Genomic DNA, 16397 nt, shown 5'->3' with positions numbered 1-16397 from the left:
CTACGATGATGAAGACTCCGCAATCGCAACTTGAAATCTATCTGGTCGGTGGTGCAGTGCGCGATCAACTGCTGGGGCTTGAGATAAAAGATCGTGACTGGGTGGTGGTCGGTTCAACACCGCAACAAATGCTGAAACAAGGTTATCGCCAAGTCGGGCAAGATTTTCCGGTGTTTCTGCATCCCGATACCCAAGAAGAGTACGCCCTGGCACGGACTGAACGCAAGTGCGGTCACGGCTATCAGGGGTTCTCCGTTGATTTCACCCCAGACATCAATTTGGAACAAGATCTGCTACGCCGTGATTTAACCATCAATGCGATTGCACAACGCCTCGACGGTGAATTAATCGATCCCTATCATGGTATTCAAGATTTGCAAAACCGCACTTTGCGTCATGTTTCCGCTGCGTTTGCTGAAGATCCACTCAGAGTGCTGCGTGTTGCCCGTTTTCATGCACGTTTTGCCCATTTGGGTTTTAAGATTGCTGCTGAAACCCTGCAATTGATGCAGCAGATCACTCAAAGTGGTGAGTTGGATCATCTGACCTCAGAAAGGGTTTGGTTGGAAACCGAAAAAGCGTTAAAAACTGCCTCGCCACAGGTCTATTTTCAAAGCCTGCGTGACTGCGGCGCATTGGCACGATTGTTTCCTGAAGTGGATGCCTTATTCGGAGTGCCAAATCCGCCACAACATCATCCGGAAATCGACAGCGGCATCCACACCTTGATGGTGCTGGAGCAAGCGGCGAAATTGACTGCCGATCAAGCCGATGCCGCGATAATTCGTTTTGCTGCTTTGTGCCACGATTTGGGCAAAGCCCGTACACCGGCGGAAAACTATCCACACCACTACGGACATGAACAACTGGGCGTGGCACCGACAATCGAATTGTGCCACCGTTTGAAAGTGCCGAATCATTACCAACAGCTTGCGGTGTTATGCTGTCGCTATCACAGCCATATTCACCGCATTCAAGTGTTGAAACCCTCTACCATTGTACGCTTATTTGACAGTTTAGATGTGTGGCGTAAACCACAAAACCTGAACGCGCTTTTAACCGTCTGTCTGGCAGATACGCGCGGGCGCTTGGGCTTTGAACACAGCGATTATCCACAAGCGCATCTGGCTCGGCAATTTTATCAACGTGCGGTTGCCGTTGATGTGCAGGCGATCATCGCCGCCGGCTATCAAAAACAGCAAATTCGCGAACAATTGACCTTGCAAAGAATAAAAGCGATTGCCGCTAAGCATTAGGGCTGCTCATTAAATTCAGCAATCCATACAAGCCGCTGCGTCTTAAAATCGGTTTCTGTACCGCACTTTGCCATACCCGTTGTGTCGCAAACAGGCTGAAATGGGTTTTGGCACGGGTGATTGCGGTATAGAGCAATTCACGGCTGAGCACCGGGCTGGCAGTCAGCGGCAAAATCAGCACCGTATGTGCAAATTCCGAACCTTGGGATTTATGTACGGTCATGACAAATGCGGCTTCGTGCGGCGGCACACGACTTGGTGAGACATCACGAAATCCACCTTTACCATCTTCAAAACAGACTCGGCTATTGCCTTGTTTGTCGGTCAAAAACAGACCGATATCGCCGTTATACAGCGCCACGGCATTGTCGTTTTGCAGCACCATAATCGGTTTGCCGTGGTAACCTTCATGACGCTGGCGAAAATTCAACAATCCTTTCTGCCGCAAGCGCTCACTGAGTGCCATATTCAACTGCTCCACCCCAAATTCACCACTACGCAAACCGCTCAGCAACCGCACTTTATTAAAGGCAGTAAAAACTGTTTTAAGCGATTCATGGCTGAAATCATCAAATTGATGCACTGCTTGCAGATAGTCGGCGTACCAATTGACCGCATGCTTTAAAATCAGCTCAAGCGCATTGAGTGTCGGGTTGAAAGTGCGGTTTTCAACTGTATTGGCAGGCTGCTCAAGCGGATAAGGATAGCAAGTTAAATCACTTTTCTGGGCAAACCATTGCCAACTGTCGAAACGCCCTAAATTGACACTTTCCGCCAACACTTTAATGCCTGAGTTTTGATCAAAGCGATAACTTTTACGCAGAAAACAGAGGCAATCACGAATCGGATGGCCATGCTCAACCGATTCATGTTGAATTGTGTCTAAATTTTGCCCGGTCACTTGTTCCAGATAAGCACAATGTTGTCGACTGTAGCCCTGTGGCAAAAATTGACACAACTGTGCCATCACGGCTCCGCTTTCCACCGATGCCAATTGATCCTTATCACCCAGCAGAATCAAGCGAGTATGCGGCGCTAGTGCATTCAGCAATTGGGTAAACAGATTCAAGTCAATCATCGAAGCTTCGTCCAGCAGCAGCAGATCAAACGGCAGTGGACTAGCTTGATGATAGCGGGCTTGCCGCCGATCCGATTGAATTCCCAATAGGCGGTGCAATGTTTGTGCCTGCAACGGAATCTGCTGTTTGAGTTGATGATCGATAGTCGACGGCAGTTGCGCCAAACTGTTGCCAATTGATTCGCTCAAACGAGCCGCAGCTTTGCCGGTCGGCGCCACCAAGGCAATACTGAGCGGTTCTGCCTGCCATTGCTGCTGTTGCCATTGCAAGGTCAACAATAAGCTGCACACAGTACGGGTTTTACCGGTACCCGGGCCCCCGGAGATCACACTGAAATTATGTCGAAGTGCGGTGGCAACTGCAATTTTTTGCCAGTCAATCTGCGAATCTGTTGCCGGAAACAGTTGCGCTAGAAATTCCGCCAACTGGGGCAACTCAAATAAGGTGACAGCTTGTGACGAGCGCCGCGATAACTGTTGCGCAACTTGCTGTTCGTCAACGCCATTGCGGTATAAATACAACAGACCGTTTAACCACAACAGCGGACGAGCCGGCTCAAATTGGTCGCCAAAAGCGATATGCTGTTGTTCTTGCAATAAATATTGCCACTGGTTTGGTGCAATGCCGTTCAAACGCAGTTGAATCTGTTGCAACAGCGGTCGTAATTCAGCTTGCATTGCCAAATCAAAGAAATCGCCATGCTCAAAATCAGTCGGGCTGAGGCAAGTGCTGCCGTTTTGGCTGTGATAACTGGACAGTGCCGCCAACAAAATCGCAAGGTCGGCAATTGGCTGCGGATAGGCATACGGCTGCTGTTTTTCCGCAATCAACCGGGCAAATTGGTAATCCAAACGGCTGATTGCACCAGCCTGTTGCAGTTGTTGTAAAATCGTCAGCATCATTCCGCCAATAAATTGTCCAATCCGTCAATCAAGCGCCAATCCGGTTTATCGAAATAGACTCCGGTTTGTGCGTTTTCGCCATTCAAGCCGCGCAAAAACAGGTAATAAACACCGCCAAAATCCCGTTGATAATCATAGTTTGCATCACGTTGCCGCAAATAACGGTGCAGCGCCAAGGTGTAAATCAAATATTGCAAATCATAGTGGTGATAGGCCATCACCCGATTGAGAATCGGTGGCAGATAAGCAACATAATTATCGCCTAGTCGGTTGGATTTGTAATCGATCAGATAGTATTTTCCGTCAATCCGACACACCAAATCGATAAAGCCACGCAACATCCCTTTGAAATAATCCAGATCAAAATCAACCGGCTGCTGTATTTGTTGATTTATTTGCCGACATAGCGGCGGATACTGTTGTAATAAACGGTTGAGCTTAGCGGATCGCAGTGGTTTTTGTACACTGATCAAAAACGCCAGCTCTTTTAAACAATCCTGTGGCAACAAGCCCTGCAACCGCACTTGCCGCTCTTCTGTCGCTGATTCTGTCGGCTCTGGCGCTGATAGTGGCGTTTGACCAATCAGCCACAACCACTGCACTAACGGCTCAAGCCAAGTGTCGTCTAATTCAAGTCTGCGGCAAAGCTCGCTGATTGCGGCCGGATCCGGCTCCCGGCTAAAATCCATATGTTGTAAAAAATCATGCAGAACACTGCCCACCAAGCTGCCACTGGGGAAATTGAACGGTGTATGTGGCTGGCGTTGCCAACAGGTCGGCAGCGTAATGCTTGCCACTTTGTCGCCCGCTTGCTGCGCTGCATTCGCCAACTGCTCACCCAAGATAATCTCGTAATTCAACACGTCACCGTCATCATCTTCACGCCATTGCTGATAGCGTTCGCCCGGTTTTTCAAGCTCGGACAGCAGTCGATTTTTGCGCATTTGATTGCGCTGGTGCATCGCCACCAGTGCGGTAAAACTGCTGATACGCCAGTTATTTTCGATTTTACTATTAAATTCAGCCGCTTGCACCGCCTCAATCGGCAAGGGGGCAGCCCGCCACGCCTCTGCTTCAAGGCTTTCAATTGCCGTAATAGTGTAATCATCAGCCGCAAAGCGCTGCGCAAGTCGCTCACCGGTGATAAATTCACTGCCATTTTTGAGCGACAACTCATCATCCTGCTCGAATGCTCGCTCAGACAATAAATACGCCAGTGCATTCCAGTTATGCTTGGTCGTCATTTGTGCCGCAAAGCCAATATTCAGTTGATAACGGGCGCGAGTGGCGGCGACATAAAACAGCCGTAACTCTTCTGCCAATTTTTCTTTCAGCGTTTCCGCACGATGGCTTAACGCCAGATCCCAACACAGCTGATTATCACTGTCGTGATAGCACTGTAATGTCTTTGCATTGTCAGCTCTTGGCTTATAGCCTGCCCCGACGAACGGCAACCACACGACACCATATTCCAGCCCTTTAGATTTATGCACCGTGACAATCTTGACCAGATCACGCTCACTCTCCAAGCGCAACCGCACTTGCTCAGCGTCAACTTCATCACTGTCAAGTTGCCGCTCAAACCAGCTTAACAACGCATGCTCGTTCTCATTTGCTGTAGCGCCTTGCTGCAAAAACTCCGCCAAATGCAGAATGTCGGTCATCGCCCGCTCGCCATCAGGCATCGCCAATAGCCTCGGCGGTAAATTTTGCTGCTGTAACAAGCGATGAATCATCGGCAGCACGCCTTGCGTTTGCCAAATAGATTGGTAGTTTAAAAACTGTGCGATCCACTGTTCCCAACTTTTTTCATCTCGGCGCAGATGATATAGCTCAGCGGCGTTCATACCGAACAACCGGCTCGCTAACACCGTCATCACCGCTTGCTCACGATGCGGATTCAGGCATGCAGTTAATAAATAACGTAATACCTGCGCCCATTCACTGTTTAGCACCGAGCTGCGATCCGACAGATACACGCTACGAATCCCCAGCAGCGCCAACGCCGATTTGATCTTATCCGCTTCGGTTTTATTGCGCACCAACACGGCAAAATCTTTTGCTGCCAAACCATTTTCTCCGCCCAGCAAACACTGACCCTGCTCAATGGCTTTCAGCCACTGTTGCACCGAAATCGCACACGCCTGTGCCATGTCGTCTGTATTGTCGTTAGAACTCAGCATAAAATTGAGTGGCTTTTGCAGCACGCCGTTGAGCAACAAATCTTGAGTCGGCTTACCCGCATTGACCGCTTGATATTGAATTTGCGGATAAATAAACGGCAGTGCATTATGTGCAAACAACGTATTCAGCGCCCCAATCAGCGCTGGGGTCGAACGCCAGTTGGTATCTAAGGTAAAGCGATTCGACACCGTTTGTGCCGCACTCAGATAGGTAAAAATATCAGCGTTACGAAAAGCATAAATCGACTGTTTCGGATCGCCGATCATAATCATGCCACCGCCACCGGTATCGGCTTGATCAAGATATAACCGTTTAAAGATTTGGTATTGCTCCGCATCGGTATCCTGAAATTCGTCCACCATCGCAAACGGAAATTGTCGGCGGATCAACTGTGCCAGTTCGTTTCCACCTTGAGCGTAAAGTGCGGTTTTCAAACGGCTGAGCAAATCACCAAAACTCATCTGCTTATGCCCGGCCTTATATTCGGCAAGTTTGGCACGCACGCCTTTAATATAGTGCCACAGCAATATGCGTTGATAAAAACCCAAGGGTGCAATTTGATCGATTGCCGCAAACAACGGATGTGTAATTTTCTCTTCACCCTTGGTTTTTTGATCCAAATTGGTTTGCGAAAAATACTTAACTAATTTCTCATTTAGCGCCAACGCATCACTGGCTGCCCATGTGTTAATCTCATCAATAGCCGGCACAATATAACGTTGTTGATAGCTTCTGCCGTCTAAACGCTTATCTTTTTTGCGGTTTATCTCTGCCAGAAATAAAGCACAAATCTCATCACTATCGGCTAACCATTGTTGCTTAATTGATTGAATTTTTGATAAATAATCAGAAACATCCTGCTGTAGAAAACTGTTAATATCCGTTTGTGAAGAATTGGTTTGCGCAAACCGCACTTGTGGCATTTCGCCGTCCAATGCAGGCTTGATCAAGTCAAGCACCGCTTGCGGCGATTGCAGGCTGTAATCAATAAAGCGGCTGATCGCCAAATTTTGTGGATAAAACTGCTCACGCCAATATTCTCGGCACAGTTGCAGTAATAACTTGTCCTGCTGCTCAACCATTTCCGGATCAAAAGCAATACCGGAGTGAAACGCATGGCGAGTCAGCATTCGTTGGCAAAAACCATGAATGGTAAAAATCGCTGCAGTATCCATATCCTGCTGCGCCGTTTCTAGGCGTAGAATTGCCGTCGGCAAGTCGTGTTTTAGTGCAAGATAAAGTGCATGCAAAAAAGGATCCGAACTGCCAAAGGTTGCTGTCGGTGATTGCAGCACCTGTTGTAATAAGGCCTGCTGTAACAAGGCTTTCAATTCGACAATCCGGCTGCGGATCCGCTCTTTCAACTCTTGGGTGGCAGCTTTGGTGAAAGTCATCACCAAAATCTGTTCCACCGTTAGCGCCCGCCCTAAACCGTTTTCTCCAATATTCAACAGCAGGCGCAGATACAGCGCCACCATAGTATAGGTTTTTCCGGTGCCGGCGGAGGCTTCGATCAACGAAACCCCGCTTAAAGGGTGTGTAATCGGATTCAGTTTTTGCATAACATTCGCTAGAAACTCAACACTTTATCAGCCTTCAATGTCCAATCGGCCAGCTCTGCCAACGTGCCGATCTCCACCCCGTCAACCAAAGGCAGCGCAGTAATTCCGCGTGCATTGGCGCAGGTTTTACACAGTTTCACCACTGCACCGAAAGCGGTAATAATTTCCAACGCTTGTTGCAGATTGTACCCCTCATTCGGCGTCTGCCCTTGCAAGCCAGCCACCACTGCATCGGACATCAAAAACAGTTTAAGTTCTACCTCATGCTGATGTTGTTCCAACAGCATTAACGCCAGACGTAGCGCATTAAAACAACTTTCATTGCCGTAAGGCGCGCTGTTAACCACCAATAAAACCTTCTGCATTTGTCATTTCTCCTGTCAGGTTAGTGCATAATCCCTTTATCAATAAAGATAATTTTCACCAAAAACAGTATCGACACCACCCACACCGGAATCGAAACCGCTTTTACCTTGCCGGTGCACACTTTCATCACACAGTAGCTGATGAAACCAAAGGCGATCCCTTCGGTGATCGAATAGGTGAACGGCATTAAAGCGGCGGTGATAAACGCCGGTGTGGCTTCGGTCAAGTCGTCCCAGCGCACTTTAATCAAACTGGACGACATCAAAATCCCGACATAAATCAACGCACCTGCGGTGGCGTACAGGGGCACCAATCCGGCCAGTGGCGATAGGAAAATCACTAACAGAAACAAAATACCGGTGACTACTGCGGTTAAACCGGTGCGTCCGCCGACCGACACGCCAGAGCTGCTTTCGATATACGCCGTGACTGACGATGTGCCGATATAAGCGCCACTGACCGAGCTGATGCTGTCTACCAACAGCGCCTGTTTCATTTTCGGGAAACGCCCTTGCTCATCGGCCAAACCGGCTTTTTCGGTCACGCCCAACAACGTGCCTGACGAATCGAACAGGTTGACCAACATAAACGAGAAGATAATCCCCAATAATGCCACGTCCAACGCCCCGGACAAATCCACTTGTCCAACTACATTGGAAACGTTGGGCGGCATTGAGAACACCCCGTTATACTCCACATTGCCGAGCAACAGTGAAAGTGCGGTCACCACCGCAATCGACACCAGCACGGCAGCATGGATATTGCGCGATGCCAAAATCACAATGATAAAGAAACCAAGAATAGCGAGCAGCACTTGCGAAGAGTACAAGTTGCCCAAGGTGACCAGCGTTGCCGGGCTGGCAACCACGATACCGGAATTTTGAAAGCCCATTAACGCAATAAACAAGCCGATACCCGCGGTGATCCCCACGCGCAAACTGGTTGGAATGCTGGCGATCAACCAATACCGCACTTGGAACAACGTCAATAAAAACAGCCCCACTGCCCCCCAAAAAATCGTGCCCATTCCCACCTGCCACGACAGACCTAGTTTAGACACCACAGTATAAGCAAAAAAGGCATTCAAGCCCATGGCTGGGGCAAGTGCCACCGGCAAATTGGCAAATAACCCCATGAAAATACTGCCAAAAGCAGCAATCAATGCCGTGGTGATAAACACGCTTTGGCTATCCATGCCCGCCACGCCCAAGATCGACGGATTGACGAACACAATATACACCATGGTCAGAAAGGTCGTGATCCCGGCAATAATTTCGGTTTTCACCGTGGTACCGTGCTGTTCCAGTTTAAAAAAACGTTGCAGAAAGCCTTGATTTTGCATAGTCAGTTCCCGTTTATTCATCAATAAAAATAAGAAAAATCAAAAGGTGAAAAGCTGAACTCAAAATCAGAACGACAGAATATATTGTGTTGCGGACGGCTTTTCGTCAGTATAGTAACAAAAACCAATACCGGCTGCGATGTGTTTTTGGCAGGAAACGAGAGTAAAATCGAAAGTGCGGTCAGAACAAATTACGCCAGCCCATAAAAGCCAAAACCTGAATCGAGGTTTTCTCTTTTCAGGTTTTGTTTATTCAACTTACGGCTCGCTTTATAGCTTTTTTCGTGAATCTGATGACGGGTAAATTTCGCCATATTCTTCGCCACAAAATTGTTGACCGCAGCGACGGCGGCTTGCTTTTTCTTTTTCATTATTTTTCCTTTGTTGTTTATAAATCGATCACTTGATCGACGCTTATTCTAGGCAAAAAGTGCGGTTTGTCAATGTCGAGCTAAAACTAATCTTTTTTAGGTAGGACTTATATTTGAATTATTACTCCTGTCGCCGCTGTGAACTTCCTTTTTTCAAACGAAACAAGGATCTGTTGATCTTTGTTTATAATTTTTATGCTGGAAGATCGTTTCTGTTTCATGCTCGTTAGCATTTTCTGTTTGTTAATATACGCATCAACCCGACTATCCAATCTTGACCAACGCCCCCGAAAGAGGGCATTATATGTACATAACTGCTAGAGGAGAAAGAATTATGATTATGCAACTATCATTAGCTACGGAACATGCGCTTCTTTCAAAAAATCGCATATTAGAAAATATGTTAGATGAGCTCGCTGAACGGGAGCAAGATCGTTTAGCAGCCCAGCGTATAGACGAAGTTATGGCACGGGTACGTAGCGGTAAGGAAAAAACATATACCGCCGAGGAGTTCGCCGAATTAATGAGGGCTGAGGGTTATGACATATAGGCTGGTTATATCTGACGCTTTTAAAAAAGACCTTAAAAAGATAGATAGAACTCAAGGCGAGAGAATCCTCGCCTTTCTTTTTGATAATATCAATGGATGTGAAGACCCTAGAGTGTATGGCAAAGCACTGAAAGGCGGTTTAAGAGATAAATGGTCTTACCGAGTAGGCGATTACAGGATATTAGCGCACATCGATGACGGTATAGTTACCGTGACCATAGCAGAAGTCGGACACCGTAACAAGTTTATAAAAGGAGATGATTAACGTGCGTAATACAGTTGAAGTTGAAATCTCACCTGAGCTTCAGGCTAAGATTGACGATACAAAAATTCGTATGGGAATTAGCCACTTAAAATATTCAGACCATGTCATCAAAGCATTATTTGAAGCGATGATTTGGGAAGAGGAGGAAAAGCCCGGCGGGCTAGAAGCAACTCTAAAAAATCACACAGACAACTAATTTGGCATAGTAGACAAAATGGTGGCTAATTTTGTCTACTATACCTATAAGACACCAATCACTGAAGTTTTTTTATTGCCTTTTCTCTTGTCAAAGTCGCATAAATCAATATCGAGCCCATACGATAACCAAAAACCGCACTTTACATGTTAATTGCAAAGTGCGGTTGCGGCTTAATTGGCTTTAAAGCAAAATACCGTGGTTTTGTGGTATCGTTCGCCAGCGTTGCTAATGCCGCCATATTTAAACCATTCCGGGTGGTTTGGGGTGTCGGGGAGGGCTTGGGTTTCGAGGGCGATGCCGGCATGGTTGACGTAAACACCGCCAGTGCGGTTTGGGGTGTCGGCGAGGAAGTTGCCGCTGTAAACCTGCACCGCCGCTTGATCGGTGAAAATCTGTAGTGTCAGGTCGCCATTGCTAGCGCTGAGTTCGATTTGCGGTTGCTCACCGAGGCTTGGGCAGTCGAGCAAAAAGGCGTGATCGTAACCAGCAACAATTTTTTGATCGGCATCATGCAAGAAGTCCTGTGCGATCGGCTTACTTTGGCGGAAATCGAAGCCGCTGTTTGCCACGGGTTTTAACGGTTCTTTCGGAATGCCTTCAGCGTCAACCGGCAAATAATACGCAGCATTGATTTTTAAGCGATGTTGCAGTGCGGTTTGCTCGGCACTTTCGCCGTCTAAATTAAAATAGGCATGGTTGGTTAAATTGAGCGGTGTGTCTTGATCGCTTAAAGCGCTATATTCAACCACAACCGCATTGTCTTCACGCAAGCTGAACCGCACTTTGGTTTCCAAATTGCCCGGAAAACCTTGATCACCATCGCCTGAAAACAGGCTGAATTGCACGCTGTGCGCTTGCTGATCGCTGATTGTCCAACGTTGTTGCGCAAATCCGACACTGCCGCCATGCAACTGGTGTTTGCCTTGTTGGTTGGCATCCAGTTTATAGTGGTTGCCGTGCAAGCTGAATTCGGCATTGGCAATCCGGTTGGCAAACCGCCCGACGCTGGCACCCAGATAAGCGCCCTGCACTACATGCAGTGCCACGGTGCTACAGCCTAAAACCACCTCACGTAGTTGTTGTTGGATCGGCACTTGGCAAGAGAGCCACGTGGCGCCCCAGTCAGTTAAGCGAATCTGCATCCCGTTGCTGTTTTGCAAGGTAACCAGTTTAAACGGCTTGCCGTCGGCGGCAATTTCACATTCAGAGACGGTTATCATAGCACGCTCACTCCGGCTGAGGCATGGCACACATAAAAGGTCTCTTTTAAACCGGTGCGTTTTTCATAATGCTCAGCAATATTTTTACGCACGGCTTCGATCTTATCTTGCGGCGCCAGCGCCACAATACAGCCCCCAAAACCGCCACCGGTCATGCGTGCCCCGCCACTGTTGCCAATCACTTGTTGTGCCAGCTCCACCAGATAGTCCACTTCCGGCACTGTGATTTCAAAATCGTCTTTCATTGAAACGTGAGATTGCCCCATCAACACGCCCAATTGTTGCAAATCTCCTTGCTTCAGTGCCACCACGGCATCTAACACTCGCTGATTTTCGGTGATGACATGTCTGGCGCGCTTGGCGACAATCGGGTCAAGTGCGGTTAACTCGGCTTCATGCAGTTCAAATTGAGCAATTGACACATCACGCAGCGCTTTCACCCCGAAAAATTCGGCGGCTTGTTCGCACTGTTGACGACAGCTGTTGTATTCTCCTGCAACCAAATCGTGTTTCACATTAGAGTTGACGATCATCACGGCAACGCCTTGCGGCACCGGCACTGCTTCCGTTTCCAAACTGCGACAGTCAATTTTCAGCAGATGATCTTGCTGCCCCAATGCCGAGATCAATTGATCCATGTTGCCGCATTGACAACCGACAAAGCGATTCTCGGCTTGTTGCCCGATCAAGGCGATTTCAACCTGAGTTAACTCCAAATCGCCGACAATTTGACAGAATTTTCCAGTTGCCACTTCCAGCGCAGCGGAAGAACTTAAACCGGAAGAGAGCGGAACATTACCGCTGATCGCCAGATCGGCACCGATTTTGAAATCCGGGCATTTTTCTTGAATATATTTGACCACGCCACGCACATAACCGGTCCATTTGTAGTCTCCGGCGGCATCAAAGTGCGGTTCAATCGGCTGGCTCAAATCAAATTCATCCCATTGTTGTAAATCGGCGGCATAAACCCGAAATATACTGTCCTCTCGTTTCGCGCCGCTGATTGCCGTGCCATAATCAATGGCACATGGCATCACGAAACCGTCGTTATAATCGGTATGTTCGCCGATAACATTCACACGACCGGGCGCATAAACCAGCACTTGTGGTTGATATTCAAATTGATCGATAAAGGCTTTCTGAGCTTGCTGTTGTGGTGTCAATTGTGCTGTCATTTTGTTATCCTCATACTGTCATTAAGGTTATCATTATCAGGTGTATTTGCTTTTGTTTGTGGCGCTTTTGTTTGTGGCGCTTTTGTTTTTGGCGCTATTGTTAGCTTTATTTGGCTTTATAGTGAATATCACTCAATTGCGCCAAACGTGCCGCAGCTTGCTCAGGGGTGAGATCACGCTGTGCTTCTGCCAACATTTCGTAGCCGACCATAAATTTTCGAATTGTCGCGGAACGTAATAACGGCGGGTAGAACACTGCGTGCAGTTGCCAATGATCCAAAGTGCGGTCGTCTTTGAAAAATGGCGCATAGTGCCAGCCCATCGAATACGGAAAAGCACATTCAAACAGATTATCGTAGCGCGTAGTCAACAATTTAAGCGCCAGTGCCAAATCATCACGCTGCGTTGCGGTTAATTCATTCATGCGTTTCACCGCACTTTTCGGCAGGAGCAGCGTTTCAAACGGCCAAGCCGCCCAATATGGCACCACCGCTAGCCAATGTTCAGTTTCCACCACGGTGCGACTGCCATCTTTCAGTTCGGCATTGACATAATCCAGTAGTAAATTACTGCCATGTTGTTGATAATAGTTCAGCAAATTACGCTCTTTGGCTGCAACTTCATTGGGCAAGAAACTGTTTGCCCAGATTTGTCCGTGTGGGTGAGGCTGTGAACAGCCCATAACTTCACCTTTATTTTCAAACGCCTGCACCCAAAGATAAGTTTTACCCAACTCCTCTATCTGCTGATTCCAAGTCTCGATCACCTCGCGCAGTTGGCTGACACTCAACTCCGGCAAGGTTTTGCTGTGATCCGGCGAAAAACAGATCACACGGCTCAAACCACGCACACCCATCACCTGAAACAACGGGTTATCACTCGGCGGTGCCTCTGGGCTGTCCGGCATTAATGCCGCAAAATCATTAGCAAAGACATAAGTACCTTGATAGTCTGGATTCACTTCTCCCGAAATCCGCTTGTTGCCAGGGCATAAGAAACAGTTTTCATCATAATCGGGGAGCTGCGCCGTAGCAGCCTTTTCACTCTGCCCGCTCCAAGGACGTTTCGCACGGTGTGGAGAAACCAATATCCACTCATCTTTCAAAGGGTTATAGCGTCGATGCGGGTGTTCGGATACGTCAAAAGTTATCTCAGTCATTTAAATTTCCTTTAAATTTAAGGTTTAAATTTCATGTAAGCGTTTTCATTGAACAATATAACAATAACTTTAGTAATAAACTGTTAATTAGATCACATGTTTTTAAAAAATTTATTGCAGCAGTTAATCTAACTTTGATCTTAATCACAAAATTAAAAATAAATTTTTGAAACGTTTCAAGATAAGGCCTAATATAAAATAAATTGAAACGATTCAATTTTTTTTCTCTAAACTGACTAACAGGAGTTTTGCGATGAATTTACTTTTTCTTGGAACAGGAGCTTCAGAAGGCATTCCCAATCCTTATTGCAAGTGTGAATTGTGTGAAAATGTCAGGACTCAAGGTGGGCATGATGTCCGAACTCGCTCTTCCGCCCTTATCAATGATGAAATTCAAATTGATATTGCTCCGGATTTTTTCTATCAAGCTAAACTGCATCAGATTGATGTCACTCGAATTAAAGATTTATTAATTACACACACCCATCCGGATCATTTCAACACAGGGGAGCTACATAACCGTGTAGAAAATTTTGCTTTTAATGTAGAGCACCCTTTATTTATCTATGGAAGTGATAAAGCAATTACGGGATGTCGCAATGCGATAGAAGATGTTACGCCAGAACGTTTTAATTTATCCATTCTGATTCCTTTTATTACTGTCAAAACCAGCTCTGGCGTATCGATTACTCCCCTTATCGCAAACCATGCCCGCTGGGAGTTATGCTATATTTATCTGATTGAAAAAGATGAAAAAACTATTTTATACGGACATGACTCCGGATTTTATTCTGATCTCACTTGGAATTGGTTAAAAGGTAAGAAATTAGATTTAATCGTTTTGGAATGTACTTATGGCTATCATCAAAACCAATTTACCAATAATCATATGAGCATTGAAACTGTCATCAATATGAAAAAAGTATTTTCAGAAAACGGTAACCTTGCTCTACATACTCAGATTTATATTTCTCATATTTCTCATAGTTGTGGCTTTAATCACCAAGAATTAAGCCATATTTTTGCCGAACACGACATCCATGTTGCTTATGATGGATTAAACCTTTCTATTTAGGAGCTCAGAATATGTTTAAAATTCCTCGTTTACTAACAATGATGTTCATGCAATATTTTGTACAAGGTGCATGGAATATGACTATTGGTGCGGTGCTGGCGACTTATAGCATGAAAGGTATAATCGGCTCGACTTATTCACTTTTAGGATTGGCAACGATTATTTCACCATTATTTATTGGTATGATTGCCGACCGTTTTTTCCCTTCACAAAAAGTGATCTCAATTTTACATATTTTAAACGGTGCCGTACTATTGTTATTACCAAATTATATTCTGGCAGGTAATGTAAATGCATTTCTCGCTCTCATTTTTGTAGTGGGTCTATTATACTATCCAACTACCGCACTTTCTAACAGCATTGCATTTCACCATATTTCAGATCAAAAATTATTCCCTTACATTCGGGTATTCGGCAATATTGGATTTATCGTTATTGGTTTGATTATGGGATACTATGAAATTTTTGATAATATTATCGTATTTAAAATTGCTGCTATTGCATCCATTGTTTGTGGTCTATATTGTTTTACACTCCCTCATACTCCTCCGGCAACCAAAGGAGCAAAACTTAACTTAAGAACTATTCTATGCCTAGATGCTCTCTCTTTATTTAAAGATAGATACTTTAGCATATTTATGCTTGCAACATTTATTTTAATGATTACGAAAACAGCTTATAGTGCTTATATTCCTGTTTATTTAAAAGTAATGGATTTAAATTCAGCTAATATGATGCAAATAGCTGTGATTACAGAAGTAGTTTTTATGGTATTACTGGTAACCATGCTGAAAAAATATGGTTTTAAAGCCGTTATTACATTAGGAATTATCGGTTGGGTGATTCGCATGTTTATCTTCTCACATGCCTCTACCAGCGAAGACTACTTTATTTATATCCTTATTGGACTATTGTTACAAGGTGTATGTTGGGACTTTTTCTTCACCGCCGGTGATGTTTATGTGAATGCTAAAGCAGACAGCAGTATTAAAGCGCAAGCTCAAGGATTACGTTTTATTGTTTCGAATGGTTTCGGTGTCTTCATGGCATCCTCGCTAATCGGAGCAATTAACAATCGTGTTGTTACAGAAAGCAGTATGCCTGAAGCCGGAAGTCAGTGGGCTGAATTCTGGATTTATCCTGCAATTATTGCTTTGGTGGTTGGTATTATATTTTGGATCTTTTTCAAAGATACTGATGTATTTGTTGCAGAAAATAAATAGAGTAATCAGAATTATACAGGAATTGATATGAACGAAATAAAAACCCAGCTTATATTATTGGGCAGCACATTTAATTTTATTGTGATGTTTAAACTTCTACTTACCTGCTTTTTAGGTGGAATAATTGGTTTGGAAAGAGAAGTTAAAAGAAAACCGGTCGGTATCAAAACCTGTATAATTATCGCTGTAACGACCTGTATTTTAACAGTTGTTTCAATTCATGCGGCTGAATATTATGCCGCATTATCAAGTAATATTAGAACTGATCCAATGAGATTAGCCGCCCAAGTTATTAGTGGCATAGGGTTCATAGGAACAGGTGTTATTTTACATAAAAATAATGATATGATATCCGGGATCACTACTGCAGCAATGATCTGGAGCGCTGCTGGCATAGGTATCACCGTTGGAGCTGGCTTCTACGGCGATGCAATTACTGTTGCTATCATCATTATTATTACTTTAA

Annotated in this window: 15 protein-coding genes; 7 read left to right on the top strand and 8 right to left on the bottom strand. The window is 45.6% G+C overall.

Annotated elements, in window-relative coordinates:
• Window positions 1–5 precede the first annotated feature (5 nt).
• Complete coding sequence (locus FHQ23_RS03490; protein ID WP_139613065.1) at window positions 6–1256, top strand: multifunctional CCA addition/repair protein; 1251 nt, start codon at window positions 6–8, stop codon at window positions 1254–1256.
• Here the strand turns inward: FHQ23_RS03490 and recD are convergent.
• The 5 genes from recD to FHQ23_RS03465 all read right to left on the bottom strand — a co-directional run bounded on the left by recD (window position 1246) and on the right by FHQ23_RS03465 (window position 9062).
• Complete coding sequence (recD, locus tag FHQ23_RS03485; protein ID WP_267963609.1) at window positions 1246–3237, bottom strand: exodeoxyribonuclease V subunit alpha; 1992 nt, start codon at window positions 3235–3237, stop codon at window positions 1246–1248. The two genes, FHQ23_RS03490 and recD, sit on opposite strands and share 11 nt — an antisense overlap.
• Entirely contained in the window at window positions 3234–6983 is a 3750-nt protein-coding gene (gene recB, locus FHQ23_RS03480; RefSeq protein WP_139613063.1) for an exodeoxyribonuclease V subunit beta, read from the bottom strand. The genes recD and recB overlap by 4 nt, the downstream gene beginning before the upstream one ends.
• 8 nt (window positions 6984–6991) lie before the next feature.
• Complete coding sequence (locus tag FHQ23_RS03475; RefSeq protein WP_139613062.1) at window positions 6992–7348, bottom strand: DsrE/DsrF/TusD sulfur relay family protein; 357 nt, start codon at window positions 7346–7348, stop codon at window positions 6992–6994.
• A gap of 20 nt (window positions 7349–7368) precedes the next feature.
• Entirely contained in the window at window positions 7369–8691 is a 1323-nt protein-coding gene (locus FHQ23_RS03470; protein WP_139613061.1) for an NCS2 family permease, read from the bottom strand.
• Between the two features lie 191 nt (window positions 8692–8882).
• Entirely contained in the window at window positions 8883–9062 is a 180-nt protein-coding gene (locus FHQ23_RS03465; RefSeq protein WP_132967191.1) for a hypothetical protein, read from the bottom strand.
• Window positions 9063–9396: 334 nt separating this feature from the next.
• On the opposite strand from FHQ23_RS03465, the gene FHQ23_RS03460 reads away from it, so the two are divergent.
• From FHQ23_RS03460 to FHQ23_RS03450, 3 genes are read left to right on the top strand one after another with little or no spacing between them, the layout of a single operon-like run.
• Entirely contained in the window at window positions 9397–9612 is a 216-nt protein-coding gene (locus tag FHQ23_RS03460; protein WP_139613060.1) for a hypothetical protein, read from the top strand.
• Window positions 9602–9877 carry a type II toxin-antitoxin system RelE family toxin gene (locus FHQ23_RS03455; protein WP_139613059.1) on the top strand — a complete coding sequence of 92 codons (276 nt, stop codon included), beginning with the start codon at window positions 9602–9604 and terminating at the stop codon, window positions 9875–9877. Before FHQ23_RS03460 ends, FHQ23_RS03455 begins: the two co-directional genes overlap by 11 nt.
• 1 nt (window position 9878) lies before the next feature.
• A complete protein-coding gene (locus FHQ23_RS03450) occupies window positions 9879–10073 on the top strand; it encodes a hypothetical protein (RefSeq protein WP_139613058.1) in 195 nt (64 codons plus the stop codon).
• A 173-nt stretch (window positions 10074–10246) separates the two neighbouring features.
• Here the strand turns inward: FHQ23_RS03450 and galM are convergent, their stop codons facing one another.
• The 3 genes from galM to FHQ23_RS03435 form a co-directional block, all read right to left on the bottom strand.
• On the bottom strand, window positions 10247–11296 hold the full coding sequence (gene galM / locus FHQ23_RS03445; protein WP_139613057.1) for a galactose-1-epimerase: 1050 nt from the start codon (window positions 11294–11296) through the stop codon (window positions 10247–10249).
• Window positions 11293–12462 (bottom strand): galactokinase, encoded by a 1170-nt coding sequence (galK, locus tag FHQ23_RS03440; RefSeq protein ID WP_139613075.1) that lies wholly within the window; start codon window positions 12460–12462, stop codon window positions 11293–11295. The genes galM and galK overlap by 4 nt, the downstream gene beginning before the upstream one ends.
• Before the next feature lie 118 nt (window positions 12463–12580).
• On the bottom strand, window positions 12581–13633 hold the full coding sequence (locus FHQ23_RS03435) for a UDP-glucose--hexose-1-phosphate uridylyltransferase (RefSeq protein ID WP_139613056.1): 1053 nt from the start codon (window positions 13631–13633) through the stop codon (window positions 12581–12583).
• Between the two features lie 253 nt (window positions 13634–13886).
• Between FHQ23_RS03435 and FHQ23_RS03430 the strand changes: the two genes are divergently transcribed.
• The 3 genes from FHQ23_RS03430 to FHQ23_RS03420 all read left to right on the top strand — a co-directional run.
• Complete coding sequence (locus FHQ23_RS03430; protein ID WP_139613055.1) at window positions 13887–14708, top strand: MBL fold metallo-hydrolase; 822 nt, start codon at window positions 13887–13889, stop codon at window positions 14706–14708.
• 11 nt (window positions 14709–14719) lie between these two features.
• Complete coding sequence (locus FHQ23_RS03425; RefSeq protein ID WP_139613054.1) at window positions 14720–15931, top strand: MFS transporter; 1212 nt, start codon at window positions 14720–14722, stop codon at window positions 15929–15931.
• Window positions 15932–15958: 27 nt separating this feature from the next.
• Window positions 15959–16397 (top strand): MgtC/SapB family protein (locus FHQ23_RS03420; protein WP_139613053.1); only part of this gene is annotated, 439 nt, incomplete at its 3' end.

The organism is Testudinibacter crocodili (assembly GCF_006228025.1).
Lineage (GTDB): Bacteria > Pseudomonadota > Gammaproteobacteria > Enterobacterales > Pasteurellaceae > Chelonobacter.
The sequence above is the reverse complement of the archived record's forward strand: the minus strand, read 5'-3'. Positions and strand labels throughout refer to the sequence as shown.

Coding starts and splice junctions, on each gene's coding strand:
- FHQ23_RS03490 (WP_139613065.1), top strand. CDS start 6: ATGATGAAGACTCCGCAATCGCAACTTGAAATCTATCTGGTCGGTGGT.
- recD (WP_267963609.1), bottom strand. CDS start 3,237: ATGATGCTGACGATTTTACAACAACTGCAACAGGCTGGTGCAATCAGC.
- recB (WP_139613063.1), bottom strand. CDS start 6,983: ATGCAAAAACTGAATCCGATTACACACCCTTTAAGCGGGGTTTCGTTG.
- FHQ23_RS03475 (WP_139613062.1), bottom strand. CDS start 7,348: ATGCAGAAGGTTTTATTGGTGGTTAACAGCGCGCCTTACGGCAATGAA.
- FHQ23_RS03470 (WP_139613061.1), bottom strand. CDS start 8,691: ATGCAAAATCAAGGCTTTCTGCAACGTTTTTTTAAACTGGAACAGCAC.
- FHQ23_RS03465 (WP_132967191.1), bottom strand. CDS start 9,062: ATGAAAAAGAAAAAGCAAGCCGCCGTCGCTGCGGTCAACAATTTTGTG.
- FHQ23_RS03460 (WP_139613060.1), top strand. CDS start 9,397: ATGATTATGCAACTATCATTAGCTACGGAACATGCGCTTCTTTCAAAA.
- FHQ23_RS03455 (WP_139613059.1), top strand. CDS start 9,602: ATGACATATAGGCTGGTTATATCTGACGCTTTTAAAAAAGACCTTAAA.
- galM (WP_139613057.1), bottom strand. CDS start 11,296: ATGATAACCGTCTCTGAATGTGAAATTGCCGCCGACGGCAAGCCGTTT.
- FHQ23_RS03435 (WP_139613056.1), bottom strand. CDS start 13,633: ATGACTGAGATAACTTTTGACGTATCCGAACACCCGCATCGACGCTAT.
- FHQ23_RS03430 (WP_139613055.1), top strand. CDS start 13,887: ATGAATTTACTTTTTCTTGGAACAGGAGCTTCAGAAGGCATTCCCAAT.
- FHQ23_RS03425 (WP_139613054.1), top strand. CDS start 14,720: ATGTTTAAAATTCCTCGTTTACTAACAATGATGTTCATGCAATATTTT.